The sequence below is a fragment of the Blattabacterium cuenoti genome (assembly GCF_014252115.1).
GTDB lineage: Bacteria > Bacteroidota > Bacteroidia > Flavobacteriales > Blattabacteriaceae > Blattabacterium > Blattabacterium cuenoti_AK.
Genome location: NZ_CP059211.1, coordinates 210,157 through 230,398, shown reverse-complemented (window position 1 = coordinate 230,398; position 20,242 = coordinate 210,157). Strand labels below are relative to the sequence as shown.

General features: G+C 25.3%; 22 protein-coding genes and 1 tRNA gene. 14 read left to right on the top strand and 9 right to left on the bottom strand.

The window, feature by feature from the left end:
- Positions 1-6 precede the first annotated feature (6 nt).
- From trpF to trpA, 3 genes are read left to right on the top strand one after another with little or no spacing between them, the layout of a single operon-like run.
- Positions 7-633, top strand: coding sequence for a phosphoribosylanthranilate isomerase (gene trpF, locus H0H44_RS01080; RefSeq protein ID WP_185871833.1), 627 nt, complete (start codon positions 7-9; stop codon positions 631-633).
- Positions 630-1,823, top strand: coding sequence for a tryptophan synthase subunit beta (trpB, locus tag H0H44_RS01075; RefSeq protein ID WP_185871832.1), 1,194 nt, complete (start codon positions 630-632; stop codon positions 1,821-1,823). The genes trpF and trpB overlap by 4 nt, the downstream gene beginning before the upstream one ends.
- Positions 1,816-2,589, top strand: coding sequence for a tryptophan synthase subunit alpha (gene trpA, locus H0H44_RS01070; RefSeq protein WP_185871936.1), 774 nt, complete (start codon positions 1,816-1,818; stop codon positions 2,587-2,589). Before trpB ends, trpA begins: the two co-directional genes overlap by 8 nt.
- Here the strand turns inward: trpA and H0H44_RS01065 are convergent.
- The 4 genes from H0H44_RS01065 to H0H44_RS01050 are packed head-to-tail and all read right to left on the bottom strand — an operon-like array spanning position 2,582 to position 6,265.
- Complete coding sequence (locus tag H0H44_RS01065) at positions 2,582-3,244, bottom strand: YggS family pyridoxal phosphate-dependent enzyme (RefSeq protein WP_185871831.1); 663 nt, start codon at positions 3,242-3,244, stop codon at positions 2,582-2,584. The genes trpA and H0H44_RS01065 overlap by 8 nt on opposite strands.
- A 15-nt stretch (positions 3,245-3,259) precedes the next feature.
- A complete protein-coding gene (serC, locus tag H0H44_RS01060; RefSeq protein WP_185871830.1) occupies positions 3,260-4,330 on the bottom strand; it encodes a 3-phosphoserine/phosphohydroxythreonine transaminase in 1,071 nt (356 codons plus the stop codon).
- 50 nt (positions 4,331-4,380) lie between these two features.
- Positions 4,381-5,739 (bottom strand): tRNA lysidine(34) synthetase TilS, encoded by a 1,359-nt coding sequence (gene tilS, locus H0H44_RS01055; RefSeq protein WP_185871828.1) that lies wholly within the window; start codon positions 5,737-5,739, stop codon positions 4,381-4,383.
- Entirely contained in the window at positions 5,720-6,265 is a 546-nt protein-coding gene (locus H0H44_RS01050; RefSeq protein WP_185871826.1) for a shikimate kinase, read from the bottom strand. Before H0H44_RS01050 ends, tilS begins: the two co-directional genes overlap by 20 nt.
- A gap of 76 nt (positions 6,266-6,341) precedes the next feature.
- Here H0H44_RS01050 and H0H44_RS01045 point away from each other — a divergent pair.
- Positions 6,342-6,414, top strand: a tRNA-Lys gene (locus tag H0H44_RS01045).
- A 10-nt stretch (positions 6,415-6,424) separates the two neighbouring features.
- On the opposite strand, the gene H0H44_RS01040 is transcribed toward H0H44_RS01045, so the two are convergent.
- Complete coding sequence (locus H0H44_RS01040; protein ID WP_185871825.1) at positions 6,425-7,186, bottom strand: exodeoxyribonuclease III; 762 nt, start codon at positions 7,184-7,186, stop codon at positions 6,425-6,427.
- 170 nt (positions 7,187-7,356) lie between these two features.
- On the opposite strand from H0H44_RS01040, the gene hisG reads away from it, so the two are divergent.
- From hisG to hisIE, 8 genes are read left to right on the top strand one after another with little or no spacing between them, the layout of a single operon-like run.
- On the top strand, positions 7,357-8,214 hold the full coding sequence (gene hisG / locus H0H44_RS01035) for an ATP phosphoribosyltransferase (RefSeq protein WP_185871824.1): 858 nt from the start codon (positions 7,357-7,359) through the stop codon (positions 8,212-8,214).
- A 5-nt stretch (positions 8,215-8,219) separates the two neighbouring features.
- A complete protein-coding gene (gene hisD / locus H0H44_RS01030) occupies positions 8,220-9,527 on the top strand; it encodes a histidinol dehydrogenase (RefSeq protein WP_185871823.1) in 1,308 nt (435 codons plus the stop codon).
- A 13-nt stretch (positions 9,528-9,540) separates the two neighbouring features.
- Complete coding sequence (hisC, locus tag H0H44_RS01025; protein WP_238786147.1) at positions 9,541-10,626, top strand: histidinol-phosphate transaminase; 1,086 nt, start codon at positions 9,541-9,543, stop codon at positions 10,624-10,626.
- Positions 10,626-11,789: a bifunctional histidinol-phosphatase/imidazoleglycerol-phosphate dehydratase HisB gene (hisB, locus tag H0H44_RS01020; RefSeq protein WP_185871820.1), complete on the top strand. Its 1,164-nt coding sequence runs from the start codon at positions 10,626-10,628 to the stop codon at positions 11,787-11,789. The genes hisC and hisB overlap by 1 nt, the downstream gene beginning before the upstream one ends.
- Positions 11,790-11,809: 20 nt before the next feature.
- The gene (gene hisH / locus H0H44_RS01015; RefSeq protein ID WP_185871818.1) at positions 11,810-12,400 is read left to right on the top strand and encodes an imidazole glycerol phosphate synthase subunit HisH; all 591 of its coding nucleotides are present in this window, start codon (positions 11,810-11,812) and stop codon (positions 12,398-12,400) included.
- 13 nt (positions 12,401-12,413) lie between these two features.
- On the top strand, positions 12,414-13,148 hold the full coding sequence (hisA, locus tag H0H44_RS01010) for a 1-(5-phosphoribosyl)-5-[(5-phosphoribosylamino)methylideneamino]imidazole-4-carboxamide isomerase (RefSeq protein WP_185871816.1): 735 nt from the start codon (positions 12,414-12,416) through the stop codon (positions 13,146-13,148).
- An 11-nt stretch (positions 13,149-13,159) separates the two neighbouring features.
- Complete coding sequence (gene hisF / locus H0H44_RS01005; RefSeq protein WP_185871815.1) at positions 13,160-13,939, top strand: imidazole glycerol phosphate synthase subunit HisF; 780 nt, start codon at positions 13,160-13,162, stop codon at positions 13,937-13,939.
- A complete protein-coding gene (hisIE, locus tag H0H44_RS01000; protein WP_185871814.1) occupies positions 13,936-14,523 on the top strand; it encodes a bifunctional phosphoribosyl-AMP cyclohydrolase/phosphoribosyl-ATP diphosphatase HisIE in 588 nt (195 codons plus the stop codon). The genes hisF and hisIE overlap by 4 nt, the downstream gene beginning before the upstream one ends.
- Here the strand turns inward: hisIE and H0H44_RS00995 are convergent.
- The 3 genes from H0H44_RS00995 to rsmA are packed head-to-tail and all read right to left on the bottom strand — an operon-like array spanning position 14,520 to position 16,776.
- Positions 14,520-15,137 (bottom strand): 7-carboxy-7-deazaguanine synthase QueE, encoded by a 618-nt coding sequence (locus H0H44_RS00995; protein ID WP_185871813.1) that lies wholly within the window; start codon positions 15,135-15,137, stop codon positions 14,520-14,522. The genes hisIE and H0H44_RS00995 overlap by 4 nt on opposite strands.
- A complete protein-coding gene (locus tag H0H44_RS00990; protein WP_185871935.1) occupies positions 15,134-16,003 on the bottom strand; it encodes a bifunctional 5,10-methylenetetrahydrofolate dehydrogenase/5,10-methenyltetrahydrofolate cyclohydrolase in 870 nt (289 codons plus the stop codon). Before H0H44_RS00990 ends, H0H44_RS00995 begins: the two co-directional genes overlap by 4 nt.
- Positions 16,003-16,776: a 16S rRNA (adenine(1518)-N(6)/adenine(1519)-N(6))-dimethyltransferase RsmA gene (rsmA, locus tag H0H44_RS00985; protein ID WP_185871934.1), complete on the bottom strand. Its 774-nt coding sequence runs from the start codon at positions 16,774-16,776 to the stop codon at positions 16,003-16,005. The genes H0H44_RS00990 and rsmA overlap by 1 nt, the downstream gene beginning before the upstream one ends.
- A 154-nt stretch (positions 16,777-16,930) precedes the next feature.
- Between rsmA and serS the strand changes: the two genes are divergently transcribed.
- Entirely contained in the window at positions 16,931-18,199 is a 1,269-nt protein-coding gene (gene serS, locus H0H44_RS00980; RefSeq protein WP_185871812.1) for a serine--tRNA ligase, read from the top strand.
- Between the two features lie 23 nt (positions 18,200-18,222).
- The gene (gene metF / locus H0H44_RS00975; RefSeq protein WP_185871811.1) at positions 18,223-19,185 is read left to right on the top strand and encodes a methylenetetrahydrofolate reductase [NAD(P)H]; all 963 of its coding nucleotides are present in this window, start codon (positions 18,223-18,225) and stop codon (positions 19,183-19,185) included.
- 15 nt (positions 19,186-19,200) lie between these two features.
- Here the strand turns inward: metF and H0H44_RS00970 are convergent, their stop codons facing one another.
- A complete protein-coding gene (locus H0H44_RS00970; protein WP_185871810.1) occupies positions 19,201-20,181 on the bottom strand; it encodes a pyruvate dehydrogenase complex E1 component subunit beta in 981 nt (326 codons plus the stop codon).
- Positions 20,182-20,242 lie beyond the last annotated feature (61 nt).

The following is a 20,242-nucleotide window of genomic DNA, read 5'->3' as shown; positions in this document are numbered from 1 at the left end:
TCAATTATGAAATATAGATCATTAAAAATAAAAATATGTGGAATGAAATTTGACATACAAGAAATTTCTAATTTATTTCCTGATTTTATAGGTTTTATATTTTATCCTAATTCTCCTAGGTTTGTAGGTTTTGATTTTATGGTTCCAAATCTTAGGAAAGAAATATTAAAAACAGGCGTTTTTGTTAACGAATCAGAAGAAAACATATTAAAAATAAAAAATAAAAATAAACTAGATTTTATTCAATTACATGGAGAAGAAAGTCCTTCTTATTGTGAGAGATTATTCAAGAAAGGATCAAAGTTAATTAAAAGTTTTAGAATAAATAATTTTTTTTCTTTTCAAAATATTATAGATTATATTCCTTTTTGTTATTATTTTTTATTTGATAGTGATACAATTTATTATGGAGGTAGTGGGTGTAAATTTTGTTGGAATAAACTTAATGAATACACTTTTGAAGTTCCATTTTTTCTAAGTGGAGGTGTTGGAATACAAGATTTTAATAAAATTAAAAATTTTTTTCATTCGAAAATGTTTGGAATCGATCTTAACAGTAAATTTGAAGTATTTCCAGGAAAAAAAGACGACGTCAAGTTAAATACCTTTATAAAAAAAATAAGAGAATTATGAAATATTTTGTTGATGATAATGGATTTTATGGAGAATTTGGAGGTTCTTTTATTCCTGAAATGTTAAATCATAATATAACAGAACTACGATGCAGATACAAAAAACTTATTATAAGTTACGAATATCAAAAACTGTATAAAGAATTATTAAAAAATTATGTAGGAAGACCTACACCTCTATTTTTTTGCAAAAAATATTCTGACAAATATAACGCTAAAATTTATCTTAAAAGAGAGGATCTTAATCATACAGGATCTCACAAAATTAACAATGCTATAGGTCAAGTTTTATTAGCTAAAAAATTAGAAAAAAGAAAAATTGTAGCTGAAACAGGAGCTGGACAACATGGAGTCGCAACAGCTACTGTTTGTGCATTAATGAATTTAGAATGTATTATTTTTATGGGCGAAACAGATATACAACGTCAGTATAGTAATGTTATCAGAATGAAATCTCTTGGAGCTAAAGTGATTCCAGTTTTTAGTGGAGATAAAACGTTAAAAGATGCTGTTAATGAAGCCATTCGTTATTGGATTAATCATCCAAGCAGTTATTATCTAATAGGTTCTGCAGTAGGACCTCATCCTTATCCTCAAATGGTTGCAGATATACAATCCGTTATCAGTGAAGAAATAAAGATACAATTAAAAAAAATAGAAGGATTTTCTTCTCCTAATTATATAGTAGCTTGCATAGGTGGAGGAAGTAATGCTGCAGGGTCTTTTTATCATTTTTTAGATGATAATTCTGTTAAGCTTATAGCTGTAGAAGCAGCAGGTTTAGGTGTTAAAACTAAAAAAACAGCTGCATCTATTCATTGTGGATCTAAGGGAATATTACATGGAAGTATGACTTTTATTTTACAAAATCAAGACGGTCAAATTCTTCCTGCTTACTCTATATCTCCTGGATTAGACTACCCAGGTATCGGTCCTATGTTTTCTAATCTTTTTGTAAAAAAACGTGTAAAATTTTTATATTCTACAGATGAAGAAGCTTTACAAGCAGGATATGAACTAACTAAATCAGAAGGAATTATTCCTGCTTTAGAAAGTGCTCATGCATTAGCTGCATTAAAAAAAATTTCATTTCGAAAAAAAGATGTAGTAATTGTGATTTTATCTGGAAGAGGGGATAAAGATATTAATGTTTATGATAAATTTTTTACTAAATCATCAAATGATGAATAGAATACATAATTTATTTAAAAAAAAAAATAAAGATATATTATGCATTTATTTTACAGCAGGATATCCTTATTTAAATAGTACAACAGAAATTATCAAGGTTTTGCAAGATCTTTCTGTAGATTTGATTGAAATAGGAATCCCTTATTCTGATCCTTTAGCGGATGGAGAAATTATTCAAAAAAGTAATCAAATTTCATTAAATAATGGAGTAAGTATTTCATTATTATTTGATCAAATAGAAAGATTTAAAGAAAAAATAAAAATACCTATTATTCTCATGGGGTATTATAATCAATTTTATCAGTTTGGATCAAAAAAATTTTTAAAAAAATGTAAAAAATCAGGTGTTTCCGGATTAATATTACCGGATCTTCCAGTTGATATTTTCTTGCATGAATACCAGGACCTATTTAAAGAATATTTATTATCTATGATATTTTTAATTACTCCAAAAACAAATTCTTCCAGAATATTTATGTTAAGTCAAATTAGTAATGGATTTTTATATATAGTCTCTTCTACTTCTACTACAGGAAACGTAAATTCCTTTGGAGAGGAGCAGATATCATTTTTTAAACGTATTAATAAATTATCGATCACCATTCCAAAATTGATCGGTTTTGGAATTAAAGATAAAAAAACTTTTGACTTGTCTTGTCAATATGCTAATGGAGGGATTATCGGGAGTTCTTTTATTCAATCATTATCATTGAATAAAAATGAACTGAAAAAAAACATAAAAAAATATATAAAATCTATTAGATAGAATTAGATAGTTTTTTTCGATATCCAAAAATTATAGTACCTAATCGAACAATTGTACTTCCATATTCTATCGCTAAATTATAGTCTAGACTCATTCCCATAGAAAGAATATAATGACCGTATTTATTTTTAAATTCATTATATATACTTCGTAAGTATGAGAATTCATGATGAATTTTTTTTCCTCCTTTTAAAGATGCCATTCCCATTATTCCTATTATTTTTACATTTTTCATTTTCTTTAAAGTTTCGTTTTCCAATATTTTTAAAGCTTCTTGATAAGTAATTCCTGATTTATTTTTATTATTACAAATTTTTATTTGTAAAAGACAGTTTATGATTTTATTATTTTTCGATGCTATTTTATTGATTATATTAATTTGTTTTATATTTTGAACACTATGAATTAAATAAATAAAAGATATTATATATTTTAATTTATTACTTTGTATTCTCCCAATCATATGCCATCGGATATCTTTAGGTAATTTTTTATATTTGTATAACATTTCTTGAATATAATTTTCTCCAAAATCTCTATGTCCTATTTTATATAATTTTTTTATGGAATAAATATCTTGATTTTTAGAAACTGCTAGAATTTTTACATTTTTTGGAATTAATTTTTTGATTCTCAGAAATTTATTTTCTATCATATATTGGATTTATTTTCAATATGAAAATTTTTTTTCAAATTCTTTCATAATCTCAATGAGAAATTGAATACTTTTTAACGGAAGTGCATTATATATACTGGCACGATATCCACCTAAATATCTATGACCATCTAATCCTACAATATTTTCTTTTTTCCACATTTTATTGAATTCTTTTTCTAGATTCTTTTTTTTCAAAAAGAAAGAAACATTCATATCAGAACGATTTTCTTTATGTATTTTATTTTCAAATAAATTATTATGATCTATTTCATCATATAATAATTTAGCTTTATACTGATTTTTTTCTCCTAAAACAGAAAGACCTCCTTGATTTTCTATCCACTCTAAAGTCAACATAGAAGTATAAATAGAAAAAACATTTGGAGTATTTAAAATACTATTATTATGTATATGAATTTTGTAGTCCATATAAGAAGGAATATTTTTTCTGATTTTCTCCAAAATATCTTTTTTCACAATTACAATCGTCATTCCTGCAGAACTTACATTTTTTTGTGCAGAGGCATAAATTAAACTGAATTTACAAAAATCTAGTTTTCTACTAAAAATATCAGAAGACATATCACAAACTAATGGAATAGAATATGTTACAGGAAATATTTTCATCTGTGATCCAACTATTGTATTATTAGATGTACAATGAAAATAATCCATGTCATATGGAATGTGATAATTTTTTGATATATATGTATAGTTTTTATTTTTTCCTGAAAATAGAACTCTTACTTTTCCGAACTTTTTAGCTTCATTAATAGCATTTTTAGCCCAAAATCCTGTATCCAAATAAGCAGCTTTCTTATTCATTAAATTGTATGGAACCATTGAAAATTGTAATGTAGCCCCTCCTTGTAGAAATAAAATTGCATAATCATCATTTAAATTCATAATACGTTTCACCAAAAAGGTCGTTTTTTCAATTATTTCTAAAAAATCTATACTTCTGTGAGAAATTTCAAGTAAAGATAATCCAGAATCATTAAAATTAATGACAGATTGAGCTGATTTTTTAATAACTTCTTTCGGTAAAACAGAAGGCCCTGCATTGAAATTGTGTACTTTCATAAGTAGAAAAACTAATTTTTTTCAAACCAAAATTAAAAAAAATACTAATTTTAATTGTAAAATGAACAAATAATACCTAATATTTTCTTTGTATTTTTTGTAACCTTAAATCTATCATCTAAACGATTTTTTATTACTAAAATAATATATCCATTTCTATTAATTAATAACCATGTATGCTCCTTTTCTAAAATAGAAAATTTATTTTCCTTATAATATTTGCTTAATTTTTTTTTTCCTTTCATTCGAAATGGATAAAAAAAATCTCCTTTTCTCCATGTTCTTAATAATAATGGAAATTGAATTTTGTCAAAATCTAATAAAAACATATCTTTTTGACCTTTTTTTTCTGGATTGAAAAAAAATTTTATGTTAATGGGCAACAACATTTTCTCAGTTTCAATAAACTTTAGATCCGGAATTATATAAATCTTATTTTTATTTTCTGACAATAATTGGTGAGTAACTAAAATCCAATAACCTCTATTTTTAATAATACAATATCTTTTAGATCTAAGTTGTTTTCCAGATTGTGCATTAATGAGATGTTTCATGCTTCGAATATCATTAAATCCATATGGAGAAAATAATTTAAATAAATAAAAAGATAAAGGTTCTAATTTTCTTATTTTTTCACATTCCATTTTCCAAAAAAATGGATGATCTTTTTTTTTTATTGTAATTTTCTTATGAACCTCTTTTATTTTCTTTTCTATCAAAAAATTTTCATCATGAAGATGATCCATAGTTTTTTTGAATCCATTGTGAAAAGAAGATGAAAAAGAATGAAATGTAGATAAAATAAAACGGATTTTATTTCTTAAATATTTAAAATCTTGATTACTAGAATCTGATCTCCATTTTATATTTTTTATTTTTGCATAATGTAAAATTTCTTTTTTAGTAAAATCAGAAAGAGGACGAATATATTGTTCATTTTTACTAGGTATACCTAATAAACCTTTAATACCGGTCCCTCTAATAACGTTTATAAAAAAAGTTTCTATAGAATCATCAAAATGATGCCCTAACATTATACATTTATATAAATTTGATTTTAACAATTCTGAAAACCAATCATATCTAAGTTTTCTAGCTGCCATTTGTGTAGATATACTGTTTTTTTTAGCAAAACTTAAAGTATCAAATTTTTTTATATGACATATTATATTTTTTTGGAAACAAAAATTCCTTATAAAAATTTCATCTTTATCAGACTCTTTTTCTCTTAAAGAAAAATTACAATGCGCCACTTCTGGTTCAATTTCAGGAATATCAAGTAACAAATTGATAAGAACCATACTGTCTAATCCTGCACTTACAGCTACACACACTTTTTTTTTCACAGAATTAAACGAAAAATATTCCTTAATTTTATCAAAAAAATGATTATAAAATATTTTTTTCATATTTTTTTAAACTACTAATAGATTTAATGATTTCTTGAACTATATCGTATATGGATTTTTTATCACATATCTTTATCTTTACTAAAGATTTTTCATAAAAATATACCCTTTTCAATAAATGTTGAATAATAAATATAAACAATTCATTTTTAGATAAATGAGAGATTAAAGGTCTTGTATTTTTTTCTAAAGATAATCTTTTAAATAAAGTATAACTATCCATTTTTAAATAAAATGTACTTGAATATTTGTTTAATAAATAAATATTATTATAAAAACATGGAGTCCCTCCTCCAACTGACAAAACATATTTATTTTTTTTTTTCAAGATTGTTTTCAACATGAAATGTTCTTTTTTTCTAAAAGAAAGTTCTCCTTCCTTCTTAAAAAGATTATAAATAGAATCATTTTTACTTTTAACAAGTAAAGCATCCAAATCGTAAAAATCAAAATCTAATTTTTTAGATAAAATTTTTCCTACAGTAGTTTTCCCACTTCCCATATATCCAATTAAAGTGATTTTCATAAATTATAGTATATTTGTTCAAGATATTCGAATTGATAAAATAAAAACTTTTTTATTTATATAATTTTTGTATAAAGACCTGATAGCTCAGCTGGTAGAGCATTACACTTTTAATGTAAGGGTCCTGGGTTCGAATCCCAGTCAGGTCATTTTTCTAATTCAGAAAATTTCTAATACAACAGGACAATGATCAGAAAACTTTACCTCAGGCATGAGGTAAACATTCTTTATTTCTTTCTTTAATAGCTCACTAATTATAATGTAATCAATTCTCCATCCTTTATTATTTTTTTTAGCATTAAAACGATAATTCCACCAACTATAATGATGTGGTTCTTTAATAAAATTTCTAAAACTATCTATAAATCCTAAGTTTAAAAAACAAGTCATCCATTTTCTTTCTTCCGGTAAAAATCCTGAAAATCTTTGGTTTCGAATAGGATCATAAATATCTATTTCATGATGACAAATATTATAATCTCCACAAATAATAAGATTATTAAATTTATTTTTTATCTTTTTTATATGTAAAAACAAATTTTTCATAAAAAAAAACTTAAAATTCAATCTTTTCATCATATCATTTCCTGATGGAATATAAAGACTAATTATTGACAAATTTTTTAAATCTATACGTAATATTCTTCCTTCTTGATCTATAGAATCTAATCCTAATCCATACTCTACATGAATAGGTTTTTTTTTGCATAAAATACCTACGCCACTATATCCTTTTCTTTTCGAAGAAAACCAATAATGATTATAACCTAAATTATCAAAAATATTTGTATTTATTTGTTCAGGAAGAGCTTTTGTTTCCTGTAAACATAAAACATCTGGATAATTTTTTTCAATCCAATCAGATAAACCCTTATTAATTCCAGACCGAATTCCATTTATATTGTAACTAATAATTTTCATTATCTTAAATTTAAAAATTAAAAAAATAGACTAAGTAATTATATAAGGTTAATTATAAAATATTCAAAATAGTTTTTATATTTGCCGTAATACATTAAAATGTGTTATTATTTCATCTAAATAAAAAGCTTACTCTTGTAAGCTTTTATTATTTTTTCCTGTATTGGATTATGGAGAAACTTAAAATAGCTATTCAAAAATCGGGTCGTCTTTATGAAGATTCTATCAAACTACTGAAAGATTGCAGCATCGAAGTTAATATTGGGATAGATAAGTTAAAAACAACGGCTCTTAATTTTCCACTAGAAATACTTTTTCTTAGAGATGATGATATTCCTCAATATTTGGAAGACGGAGTTGCCGATATAGGAATTGTAGGTAAAAATGTTCTTTTAGAAAAAAGAAAAAAAATAAGAATAAAAGAAACTTTAGGATTTGGAAAATGTAGGCTTTCCATAGCCGTTCCTAAATCTTTATCTTATAACGATATTAATGATTTGGATGGAAAACGTATTGCTACAAGTTATCCTTTTTTAGTTAGAGAATTTTTTGAAAAAAGATATATAAGTGCAGATATTCACGAAATATCTGGAGCGGTTGAAATTGCACCTGGAATAGGTTTAGCAGATTGTATTTGTGATTTGGTAAGTAGCGGTTCTACACTTTTTATGAACGGATTGAAAGAAGTTGAAACTGTTCTTCAATCTGAAGCTGTATTAGCTTCGAGTTTAGATTTAGGATCTCAACAAAATATTATAATGGAAAAATTATTATTTCGAATTAGAGCTGTAAAAAAATCCAAAAATAATAAATATATTCTATTAAATGTTTCTAATGAAAAATTGGAAAAAATAATCTCTTATCTCCCAGGAATTAAAAGTCCAGTTATTCTTCCTTTAGCAAATTCAGAATGTAGTTCTGTACATTCTGTTGTGAATGAAAATGATTTTTGGGGGATAATAGAAAATTTAAAAGCTCTCGGAGCTCAAGATATATTAGTGCTTCCTATAGAAAAAATTATACTATAAAAAATATGGATATGATTCAAGTATATATTCATCCAGCATATGAAACATGGAGATCTATTTCGAATAGAAATTCGAAAAATATTTTTCATTATAAAAACTTAGTAACATCTATTATTGACAATGTTAAAATTTATGGAGATACAGCTTTAAAAGTTTATACAATAAAATATGATCATGTAGATAATATAAAAGATATTCAGGTGACAGAAAAAGATTTAGATAAAGCTTGTATGAAAATTTCGAATGATTTAAAAAAATCTATTGAGATTGCATATCAAAATATAAAATCTTTCCATAAAAAACAAATACATGAGGAAAAACCAATAGAAACTTTAAAAGGAGTATTTTGTTGGAGAAAAATTATTCCAATCGAAAAAATTGGTTTTTATATCCCGGGAGGGACCGCTCCTTTATTATCCACTGTACTGATGTTAGGAGTTCCTGGAAAGTTATCAGGATGTAAAAATATTATTTTATGTAGTCCCCCAAATAAAAACGGAGAAATTCATCCAGCTATTTTATATACGGCTAAGTATATAGGGATTAAAAATATATATAAAGTAGGAGGAGCCCAAGCTATTGCTGCTATGGCTTATGGAACAGAAACCATTCCTTCTGTATACAAAATATTTGGTCCAGGAAATTCTTATGTAACAATAGCTAAACAAATTCTATTTCAAAAAGGGATAGTATCTATAGATATGCCTGCTGGACCTTCTGAAGTAGCAATTATGGCAGATAATACAGCAAATCCAGAATATGTTGCTTCTGATTTGTTATCTCAATCAGAACATGATAAAGAAAGTTATATTATTTTAGTTACTACTAATAATCTAGATTGGATAGGAAAAGTTAAAAAAGAATTAAAAAAACAATTTTTAAATACTTACAATAATAGAAAAAATATTATTGAAAAATCTTTGAAAAATAGTAAAATAATCATTCTATCTTCTTTGGAAGAATGTTTGAAATTAATAAATCTAATTGCTCCAGAACATTTTATTATAAATTGTAAAGATGCTTCTTATTGGGCTGATAAGGTAATAAATTCTGGATCTGTTTTTTTAGGGAATTATTCTCCAGTTAGTGCAGGAGATTATGCTTCTGGAACTAATCATGTTCTTCCTACCTATGGTTATGCTAAATTTTATAGTGGAATATCTATAGATAGTTTTGTTAAGAAAATCACTTTTCAAAAAATATCTAAAAAAGGATTAAAAAATTTATCAGAATGTATCAATATTTTATCTTCTGAAGAAGGTTTACTTGCACATAAAAAATCTATTAATATTCGATTAAGAAATGAGTTTTAAACGACGTAAATGCATGAATAAATTTAATTTAAATTCCCTAATTAGGAATAATATTTTGAAACTAGACCCTTATATATCTGCTAGAAATGAGCATCATAAAGAAAAAAATTATATTTTTTTGGATGCTAACGAAAATTCTTTTGGTTCTCCTTTATCTTTTTTTAATTCTTATAATAGATATCCGGATCCTTTACAAAAAGAATTAAAAGAAAAAATATCAGATTTAAAAAATATTTCTCCATCTCATATATTTTTAGGAAATGGAAGTGATGAAATTATTGATTTAGTTTATCGTATTTTTTCTCGTCCAGGAATAGATCATGCGATTGTTTTTCCTCCTACTTATGGTATGTATGAAGTTAGTGGAAAAATTCATGGAGTAGATATAATTAAAATTTTTCTCACAAAAGAAAATTATCAATTAAACTTGGATAAGTTAGAGAAGATTGTGAATTCAAATAGTAAAATTATTTTTATTTGTTCTCCCAATAATCCTACTGGAAATGATCTAATAAGAAAAGATATAGAAAACATAACAAAAAAATTTAAAGGAATTGTTGTTTTAGATGAAGCATACATAGATTTTTCACATCAAAAATCCCTATCAATAGAAATTGATAAATATCCAAATTTAATTATTTTACAAACACTTTCTAAATCTTGGGGGTTAGCAGGATTAAGAATAGGAATAGCTATTGCTTCTGTAGATATTATTCAATGGATGAATAAGATAAAATATCCTTATAATATCAGTCTTCTTTCTCAAGAAATTGCTATTAAAGCATTAGAAAATAGAGATTTATTTTTTTTTCATTTAAAAAATATTATTTCGGAAAGAGAATATATGCAAGAATCTTTAAAAAAAATTCCTATTATACAAAAAGTCTATCCTAGTTCCGCTAATTTTTTATTAACTAAAATAAATTTTTCTTCAAAAAGTCTTTATCAACATCTAATAAAAAAGAAAATTGTTGTTAGAGATCGTTCCAAAATCATTTTATGTAATAATTGTTTAAGAATTACAGTAGGAACTCATGAAGAAAATGAGTTTTTAATCAAACAGATTCGAGAATATTCCATTCTAAAAAATATAATATAATGAAAAAAATATTATTCATTGATAGGGATGGAACAATTATACAAGAGAATCCTCCCACTTATCAAATTGATTCTATTGATAAAATCAACTTTTATCCAAAAGTTATATTTTTTCTATCAAAAATAGTTCAAGAACTAAACTATGATTTAGTTATGGTATCTAACCAGGATGGATTAGGAACAGAGAAATTTCCTGATAATATTTTTTTTCCTATACATAATCACATATTAAATATTTTAAAAAATGAAGGAATTAATTTTATTTCTGTTCATATAGATAAAACTTTTCCAAAAGATAAATCACCCAATAGAAAACCGGGTATAGGAATGCTAAAAAAATATTTAAAATCAGATTGTTATAATATATCCAAATCATTTGTAATTGGAGATAGATTAACAGATGTTTTATTAGCTAAAAATTTAGGATGTAAATCTATATGGATAAAAGATAGTCATCATTATAAAAATTTAACAAAAGAAGAAGAAAATTATTATTCTAATATAGATGAAAAAAACCTGAAAAAAATAATATCTTTAAAAACTAATAGTTGGAAAAAAATTTATGAATATTTATTATCCATAAAAACTAAAAAATTTGTTTATCAACGAACAACATTAGAAACAGATGTTAAAATTTCTATTTCTCCTTATGGAAAAGGAAGATGCCATATTAAAACAGGAATTGGATTTTTTGATCATCTTTTACAACAGATAGCATTTCATGGTTCTATAGATTTGAATATTCAGATAAAAGGAGATCTTCACTTAGATGATCACCATACTATAGAAGATACGGCTATTGCTTTAGGTGAAATTTTTTGTCAATCTTTAGAAGATAAAAGAGGAATAGAACGTTATGGATTTTATTCTCTTCCTATGGATGAGAGTTTGGCTACAATTGCATTAGATATTGGTGGAAGAAGTCAATTATGTTGGAAAGTAAAATTTTTTAGGGAAAAAATAGGTAAAATTTCTACTGAAATGTTTTCACATTTTTTTCAATCTTTTTCTTTATCTGCTAAATGTAATTTACATATTCATGCAATAGGGAAGAATGATCATCATAAAATAGAATCTATTTTTAAATGTTTTGGAAGAACTCTTAAAATGGCAATACAAAGGAACTATTCAGATAAAATACCCAGTACCAAGGGTAAATTGTAAAATTTTAAAAAATAATGAATATGAAAACGATTATCATAAAATATCCAGTAGGAAATATACAATCGGTACTTTTTTCTTTAGAAAGAATAGGGATAAAAGCTATAGTTACAGATTCTCAAGAATCAATTCAAAATGCAGAAAAAATTATTTTACCTGGTGTTGGAGAAGCTAATTGTGCTATGAAATATTTAAAAGAAAAAAAATTAGATTTACTTTTATCAAAGTTGAAACAACCTGTATTGGGTATATGTCTAGGAATGCAATTACTTTGTAAGTCTTCAGAAGAAAGCAATACGAAATGTATTGGAATTTTTGATTTATTAGTCAAAAAATTCCAATCTAGTGATAAAAATGAAAAAATTCCTCAAATCGGATGGAATACAATTCACAAACTAAAAGGAACTTTATTTGAAAATATACCAGACGGTAGTTATCAATATTTTGTTCATAGCTATTATGTTCCTTTAGGGGAACATACAACAGCAAAAACAGAATATATTATTTCTTATAGCGCTGCGTTACAAAAAAATAATTTTTATGCTGTACAATTTCATCCGGAAAAATCTTCTTATGTAGGACACAAAATATTAGAAAATTTTATTCGATTATAAATTATTTATGACAATGGATATTATAGTAGCTATAGATTTGATTGATGGTAAATGTGTTCGATTAGTACAAGGTGATTTTAAAAGAAAAAAAATTTATAATGAAGATCCACTAGAAGTTGCTTTATTATTAGAAAATAATGGAATATCTAGACTCCATTTAGTAGATTTAGATGGAGCAAAAAAAGGAAAGGTTGTTCATTGGAAAATTCTAGAAAAAATAGCAAAACATACTCATCTAATTATAGATTTTGGCGGTGGAATTCATTCTGAAAAAGATATCCGTACTGTATTTGAAAATGGAGGAGATATGGTTACTATAGGGAGTATTGCTGTTCAAAATCCTACTTTGTTAAAAGAGTGGATTCATATTTATGGAGATGATAAAATCTTATTAGGAGTGGATATTAAAAATAATAAAATAGCTACTAATGGATGGACAAAATTTATTGATTTTCCATTTTTTGATTTTTTACAAGAAAAAAGTAATCATGGAATTAAAAAAATTTTTTGTACAGATATATCTAAAGATGGAATTTTATCAGGTCCTTCTTTTCTTTTATATAAAAAAATTATTGAAAAATTTCCAAATATTGAATGTATAGCAAGTGGAGGTATTAGAAACATGGATGATGTAGAAAAATTGTTTAATTTAGGCTGTAATGGAGTTATTATTGGAAAAGCAATATATGAAAATAAAATATCATTATCCAATATCAAAAATTGGAAAAAAAAGAGTAATAAAAAATAACGAATAAACATATGTTAGCTAAACGTATTATCCCTTGTTTAGATATAAAAAATGGAAGAACAGTAAAAGGCGTAAATTTTAAGCATTTACAAGATGCTGGAGATCCAATAGAATTAGTTTGTTGGTATACGGAACAAGAAGCAGATGAATTAATATTTTTGGATATTACAGCTACAAATGAAAAACGTAAAACATTAATTAATCTAGTAAAAGATATTTCTCGTCATATTAATATTCCTTTTACAGTCGGGGGAGGAATTAAAGAAGAAAAAGATGTAGAACATTTGTTAAATGCGGGGGCAGATAAAATATCTATTAATACTGCTGCTTTTAAGAAACCAAATCTTTTGGAAGATCTCTCGAAAAGATTTGGAAGTCAATGTATTGTTTTGGCTATTGATACTAAATATGAAAAAAATGAATGGTGGGTATATTTAAATGGAGGAAGAATTCCAACTTATATTAAAACCTTAGATTGGGCCAAAGAAGGAATAAATAGAGGAGCAGGAGAAATATTATTAACCTCAATGAATCATGATGGAACAAAAAATGGATTTGCATTGGATATTACTAAAAAAATATCCGAAAATATTTCTACTCCTGTGATTGCTTCAGGTGGAGCAGGAAAATTAGAAGATTTTTATAAAATTTTAAAAAAAGGAAAAGCTGACGCAGCTTTAGCTGCTAGTATTTTTCATTATAAAGAAATAGAAATTCCAAGATTAAAACTTTATTTAAACAAACTTCATATACCTGTAAGAACTCAAAATACAAACATAAACATAAAATGATAGATTTCAAGAACGGTTTGATTCCTACTATTGTTCAAGATTCAAAAACAGATAAAGTATTAATGCTAGGTTATATGAATCAAGATGCTTATAAAAAAAGTATTGATGAAAAAAAAGTAACTTTTTATAGTAGATCAAAAAAAAGATTATGGACTAAAGGAGAAACTAGTAAAAATTATCTTTTTATTCAAGAGATATTAATTGATTGTGATCAAGATACATTATTAATTAAAGCAAAGCCATCAGGTCCTGTTTGTCATCAAGGATCGGATACATGTTGGAAAGAAACAAATAATAATAAAAATTTTTTATTTCATTTAGAAAATATAATATCAGATAGAATTAAAAAGAAACAAAAAGATTCTTATATATATCAACTATCGAAAAAAGGAATTAATAGAATATCTCAAAAATTAGGGGAAGAAGCTGTGGAACTTGTCATTGAATCTAAAGATAATAATAAAAGTTTATTTTTAAATGAATCTGCTGATTTACTTTTTCATTATCTTATTCTTTTGAAAAAAAAAGAATTGGAAATACAAGATGTTATTAATATTTTAAAAAATAGACATTCAGAATCTTAAGGTATGTTTATAAATTTATGAATTTGGACCGATATCCTCCATTTAGGATTTTCTTTAATATAAGATATTATTTTTGGAATAATCTTAAAAAGATTACTCCATTCTGGTTGTAAGAATAAAAAACAATTAGATTTTTTAATTTTAATATAAGAAGCTTGTTCTTCCGCAAAAAGGAAATCATTTTCATCAGAAATCACAATTTTTAATTCATTGATTTTTTGGTAATTTTCTCGTAAAGGTAGCTTTGTTTTTTTAGGAGAAACCGTAATCCAATCTACATATTTTTCTTTTATGGGATAAGAACCTGAAGTTTCAATATGAATACGATATCCTTTTTTTTTAAGGTTTTTAATTAAAGGATACAAATTCCACATTGTAGGTTCTCCTCCAGTAATTATAACAGTTTTCACTTGAAAATTATCAATATTAGCGATAATTTTATGAATGGAAACAAAATCTTTTTTTTTTATTCTCCAACTATTTTTAGTATCACACCAATGACATTTTATATCACATCCTTCGAAACGAATAAAGTAAGCAGCTGTTCCATGATAGTATCCTTCTCCTTGAATAGAGTAAAATGATTCTTTTATAGGATAACTTATTTCTTTCATTTTTCTCTATTATTTAATGCTGCGGTTAATGTATTTTTGATTAACATAATACGAGTCATAGGACCTATTCCTCCTGGAACAGGAGTAAGATAAGAAGCTTTTCCATAAACACTACAAAAATCAACATCACCTAATATTTTTTTTTCATTATTATTGTGTATCCCTACATCTATAACAATGGCTCCCTTTTTGATCATTCTTCCTTTAAGAAATTTTGGAATTCCCACTGCTACTACAATAATATCAGCTTGTTTTGTATAATATTCTATATTTGGAGTCTTACTATGAGTAAGTGTTACGGTACTATTACCAGGATAACTTTTTCTACTCATAAGTATGCTAACTGGTCTACCTACTATCCTACTTCTTCCAATTATCACAGTATATTTTCCAGATATTTGAATTTTATATTTTTCTAAAAGAGTTAGTATTCCTAATGCTGTAGCAGGAAAAAAGGTTTTCATATTCAAGGCCATTTTTCCAAAATTTTCAGGATGAAATCCATCCACATCTTTTTTAGGATTAATAGATAAAATAATTTTATCTTGGTTTATATGTTTTTCTAGTGGTAACTGTACTATAAATCCATCTATATATGGATTTTTATTCATTTTTTTTATTTCTTCTAACAGTTTTTTTTCTAGTGTGTTTATAGGTAAATGAATTAAAGAATACTTGATTCCAATATTTTTGCATTCTCTAATTTTGTTATTAACATATGCAATACTAGAACTATTATTTCCTGTTAAAATAATTCCAAGATGAGGGATTCTTTTATTTTCTTTTAAGATTTTATTTGTTATAACACTGGAAATTTCATTTCTTATTTCTTTTGCCAATAGTTTTCCATCTAATAATTTAGTCATCATTTCCTATTTTCTATTTCTTTTGTTAATTGAATAAATTCTTTTACAGACAACTCTTCAGCTCTCTTATTTAAAAATGGGATTTCGTAAAAATTTGGAATATAGTTAAATAATCGTAAAGAATTTTTTAATTTTTTTCTTCTTTGGTTGAAAGCAATTTTAACGCATTGAAACAACATATTTTTATTGCAATAAATAATTTCATTTTTTCTTTTTAAATAGATTACTGCAGACTTCACGTTAGATGTAGGGAGAAAAGCCTTTTCTTTTACAGTAAAAAGATATTTCACATCATAAAAGGTTTGAACTAAAACTGATAAAATACCATAAGTTTTTTTTCCTTTATAAGATATAATTCGCTTTGCTACTTCTTTTTGAAACATACCAACGCATTCCGGAATGTATTGATTATATTTCAATATATGAAATAATATTTGTGAAGAAATTTTATAAGGAAAATTACCAATAATTGCAAAATTTTGTAATTGAATTTCTTCAGGGTTCCATTTTAAAAAATCTCTATGAATGATTTGATTTTTAGAAATAGGAAAATTTTTTTTTAAAAAAGAAATTAATTCTTTATCAATCTCTATTAAAAAAATATGATTGCATGGATTAGTTAACAAATATTGAGTTAGGATACCTAACCCTGGACCTACTTCTACTACTGTATTGTAATTTTCAAAAGAAAGATAGTTTACAATTTTTTTGGCTATATTATGATCTTTTAGAAAATATTGATCGAATTTTTTTTTGAAAAAAAGTTTATGCATTTGCATTTTGCAAATATAATATTATTATTTATCTAATTAACGTACATGAAGTAACACAAAACATAAACATTTTATAACAATGTTTATTGGTAATGAATGGTAATAATATACCATATAAATATATAAACACATTTATTTATTTTATTTTTATGATATGCTTAGAACTTCTTTTATACGAAAAAACAAAGAAAAAGTTTTGTTGGGTCTAGAAAAACGTAATTTTCAAAAATTATATTTGATAAATGAAATATTAATCTTAGACGAAAAAAAAAAAATAGTTCAAAATATTCTAAATAAGACATTAGAAAAAGAAAATTTAATTTCAAAAAAAATAGGTCAAATTTTAAACTCATATAATGATCATTCCCAAATTAAATCTTTAAAAGAAAAATCTGTTTTTTTTAAAACAGAAAGAATGAATATTCATATTCAATTAAAAAAAATTTCAGAAATTTTAGAAAATAAATTAAATCAGATTCCTAATATTCCTGATGAAAAAGTAAAAAAATATTTTGAAAAAAATGATATTCTTTTTCAAGAGGGAAAAATTTCTTGTTCCATTATCAATCCTCTTCCTCACTGGGAATTATCGAAAAAATTTTGTTTGTTTGATATAAATTTGGGTACAAAAATATGTGGATCAGGTTTTCCTGTCTATATAGGAAAAGGAGCAAAATTGCAAAGAAGTTTAATTCAATATTTTTTGGACAAAAATATTCAAGCTTCGTATAAAGAATATAGTTTGCCTTATCTTATTAATGAAAAATCTGGATATTCCACAGGACAAATTCCGGATAAAGAAAACCAAATGTATTTTATAGAAAAAGATAACTTTTATTTGATTCCTACTGGAGAAATTCCTATTATGAATTGCTATAGAGATAAAATTCTTACAAATTTAGAACTTCCTATTAAAGCCACTACTTATACTTCTTGTTTTAGAAGAGAAGCCGGTTCTTATGGTTCTAAAGTTAGAGGTCTAAACAGATTACATCAATTTGAAAAAGTAGAAATAATTCAAATAACTACACCAGATACTTCTTCTCTCTTTTTAGAAGAAATGATTTTACATGTAAAAAATATTTTACAATCTTTAAATTTACCTTTTCGTCTTATTCGTTTAAATGGACCAAATCTTGGGTTTTCTTCTGCTATAACTTATGACTTCGAAGTATATTCTATAGCGCAAAAAAAATGGCTGGAAGTTAGTTCTATCTCAAATTGTACTAATTTTCAGTCTAATAGATTACATCTTCGATATAAAACTGTTACAGGAAATATAGATTTTTGTCATACTCTTAATGGAAGTGCATTAGCTTTACCACGAATTATGTCTACTTTATTAGAAAATAACCAAACTGAAAATAAAATTAATATTCCTAAAGTTTTGATTCCTTATACAAAATTTGATCATATTAAATAAAAGTAAAATGTTTTTATGTTATTATGAAAGTGACTGAGCATCTATTTAAAACAAAAAAAAGTTTGTTTTCTTTTGAAATATTACCTCCTTTAAGAGGACACGATATTAAAGATATTTTTTCTACATTAGATCCATTAATGGAATTTTGTCCTCCTTTTATTGATGTGACTTATCATCGAGAAGAATTTTTTTATGTAGAAAAAGATAATGGATTTTTACAAAGAAAAAAAATTTCAAGACGTCCAGGAACAGTTGGTATTTGTGCGGCTATTATGAATAAATATGGAGTCGATGCGGTTCCTCATTTAATTTGTGGTGGATTTAATAAACAAATGACGGAAAATGCTTTAATAGACTTGAATTTTTTGGGGATAGATAATGTTTTAGTTCTTAGAGGAGACCCTATTAAATATGAAAAAAGTTTTATTCCGAAAAAGGATGGACATAAATATGCAGTAGAGCTTGTACAACAAGTTACAAACTTAAACTTAGGAAAATATCTTGATCAAACTTTTGTTGAAAAAAAAGATACTCCATTATTTGATTTTTGTATTGGAGTAGCAGGATATCCAGAAAAACATTTAGAAGCTCCAAATATTGAAAGTGATTTATTTTTTTTGAAAAAGAAAGTAGAAGCAGGAGCTGATTATATTGTGACTCAAATGTTTTTTGATAATAAAAAATTTTTTTCTTTTGTAAAGAAATGTAGATCAGTGGGTATTTCTGTCCCTATTATACCTGGAATAAAACCTATTTCTTCTAAAAAACAGTTAAATATTCTTCCATCTCGTTTTTATTTAAATATTCCTAATGAATTAGTAAAAGAAGTAGAAAAAGCGAAAAATAAAAAAAATGTTTTCCACATTGGAATTGAATGGGCTATTCATCAATCTAAAGAATTAAAAAATTCTGGAGTAGAAGTCATTCATTATTATACAATGGATAAACCAGAGAACATATACAATATTGTTAAAGCTATTTATTGATAAAAAATTTATACATTATAAATAAAGAGTTTTTTTTATGGCGTTAATTATTTTTTCTTCATTAGGAAACCAAATTTTTACTAAATTAGATGCATAAGGAGCAGGTGTATCTAATAAAGTTATTCTGTTAATAGGAGCATCGAGATAATCAAAAGCTTTTTCTTGTATAAAATATGAAATTTCAGAAGCTACAGATGAAAAGGGCCATGATTCTTCCAAAATTACTAAACGATTAGTTTTTTGAACAGAAAATAAAATAGATTCATAATCTAATGGACGTATAGTACGAATATCTATGACTTCTACACTAATATTGTTTTCTTTTTCCAATTTATATGCTATGTTTAATGCTGTTTTCATAAACTTTCCAAAAGATACTAAACTGACATCATTCCCCTTTTTTTTTATAGAAGCTTTTCCAATAGGAATGGTATATTCTTTATTTGGAATCATCATTCTATCGCTATACATTTGTTCAGATTCCATAAAAATCACTGGATTGTTATCTCTAATAGCAGATTTTAAAAGTCCTTTTGCGTCATAAGGATTACATGGAATTATTACTTTTAATCCAGGACAACTGGCATACCAACTTTCAAAAGATTGGGAATGTGTTGCCCCTAATTGTCCAGCGGAACCAGTAGGTCCTCTAAAAACGATGGGAATATTCCATTGTCCTCCACTCATATAACGTATTTTTGCTGCATTATTAATAATTTGATCCATGGCAACCAAAGAAAAATTAAAAGTCATGAATTCAATAATAGGTCTACATCCATTCATGGCGGATCCTACTCCAATTCCAGAAAATCCTAATTCTGATATAGGTGTATCAATAACTCTTTTTGGTCCAAATTCTTCTAACATACCTTTAGAAGCTTTATAAGCTCCGTTATATTGAGCAACTTCTTCGCCCATAAGATAAACAGTTTCATCTCTTCTCATTTCTTCACTCATAGCTTCTGCTATAACTTCACGAAAACTTTTGTCTTTCATAAAATCCATTATGTAATATCATATAATTCAATATCAATCTCAAAAGAGATAAAAAAAACAA

Bases quoted from the DNA above. Each gene is read 5' to 3' on its own strand.
- hisC (WP_238786147.1), top strand. From the start codon at position 9,541: ATGAATAAATTTAATTTAAATTCCCTAATTAGGAATAATATTTTGAAA.
- hisB (WP_185871820.1), top strand. From the start codon at position 10,626: ATGAAAAAAATATTATTCATTGATAGGGATGGAACAATTATACAAGAG.
- hisA (WP_185871816.1), top strand. From the start codon at position 12,414: ATGGATATTATAGTAGCTATAGATTTGATTGATGGTAAATGTGTTCGA.
- H0H44_RS00995 (WP_185871813.1), bottom strand. From the start codon at position 15,137: ATGAAAGAAATAAGTTATCCTATAAAAGAATCATTTTACTCTATTCAA.
- H0H44_RS00990 (WP_185871935.1), bottom strand. From the start codon at position 16,003: ATGACTAAATTATTAGATGGAAAACTATTGGCAAAAGAAATAAGAAAT.
- hisIE (WP_185871814.1), top strand. From the start codon at position 13,936: ATGATAGATTTCAAGAACGGTTTGATTCCTACTATTGTTCAAGATTCA.
- metF (WP_185871811.1), top strand. From the start codon at position 18,223: ATGAAAGTGACTGAGCATCTATTTAAAACAAAAAAAAGTTTGTTTTCT.
- hisD (WP_185871823.1), top strand. From the start codon at position 8,220: ATGGATATGATTCAAGTATATATTCATCCAGCATATGAAACATGGAGA.
- H0H44_RS00970 (WP_185871810.1), bottom strand. From the start codon at position 20,181: ATGAAAGACAAAAGTTTTCGTGAAGTTATAGCAGAAGCTATGAGTGAA.
- H0H44_RS01040 (WP_185871825.1), bottom strand. From the start codon at position 7,186: ATGAAAATTATTAGTTACAATATAAATGGAATTCGGTCTGGAATTAAT.
- trpF (WP_185871833.1), top strand. From the start codon at position 7: ATGAAATATAGATCATTAAAAATAAAAATATGTGGAATGAAATTTGAC.
- trpB (WP_185871832.1), top strand. From the start codon at position 630: ATGAAATATTTTGTTGATGATAATGGATTTTATGGAGAATTTGGAGGT.
- hisH (WP_185871818.1), top strand. From the start codon at position 11,810: ATGAAAACGATTATCATAAAATATCCAGTAGGAAATATACAATCGGTA.
- hisG (WP_185871824.1), top strand. From the start codon at position 7,357: ATGGAGAAACTTAAAATAGCTATTCAAAAATCGGGTCGTCTTTATGAA.
- serC (WP_185871830.1), bottom strand. From the start codon at position 4,330: ATGAAAGTACACAATTTCAATGCAGGGCCTTCTGTTTTACCGAAAGAA.
- tilS (WP_185871828.1), bottom strand. From the start codon at position 5,739: ATGAAAAAAATATTTTATAATCATTTTTTTGATAAAATTAAGGAATAT.
- serS (WP_185871812.1), top strand. From the start codon at position 16,931: ATGCTTAGAACTTCTTTTATACGAAAAAACAAAGAAAAAGTTTTGTTG.
- H0H44_RS01065 (WP_185871831.1), bottom strand. From the start codon at position 3,244: ATGATAGAAAATAAATTTCTGAGAATCAAAAAATTAATTCCAAAAAAT.
- rsmA (WP_185871934.1), bottom strand. From the start codon at position 16,776: ATGCATAAACTTTTTTTCAAAAAAAAATTCGATCAATATTTTCTAAAA.
- hisF (WP_185871815.1), top strand. From the start codon at position 13,160: ATGTTAGCTAAACGTATTATCCCTTGTTTAGATATAAAAAATGGAAGA.
- H0H44_RS01050 (WP_185871826.1), bottom strand. From the start codon at position 6,265: ATGAAAATCACTTTAATTGGATATATGGGAAGTGGGAAAACTACTGTA.
- trpA (WP_185871936.1), top strand. From the start codon at position 1,816: ATGAATAGAATACATAATTTATTTAAAAAAAAAAATAAAGATATATTA.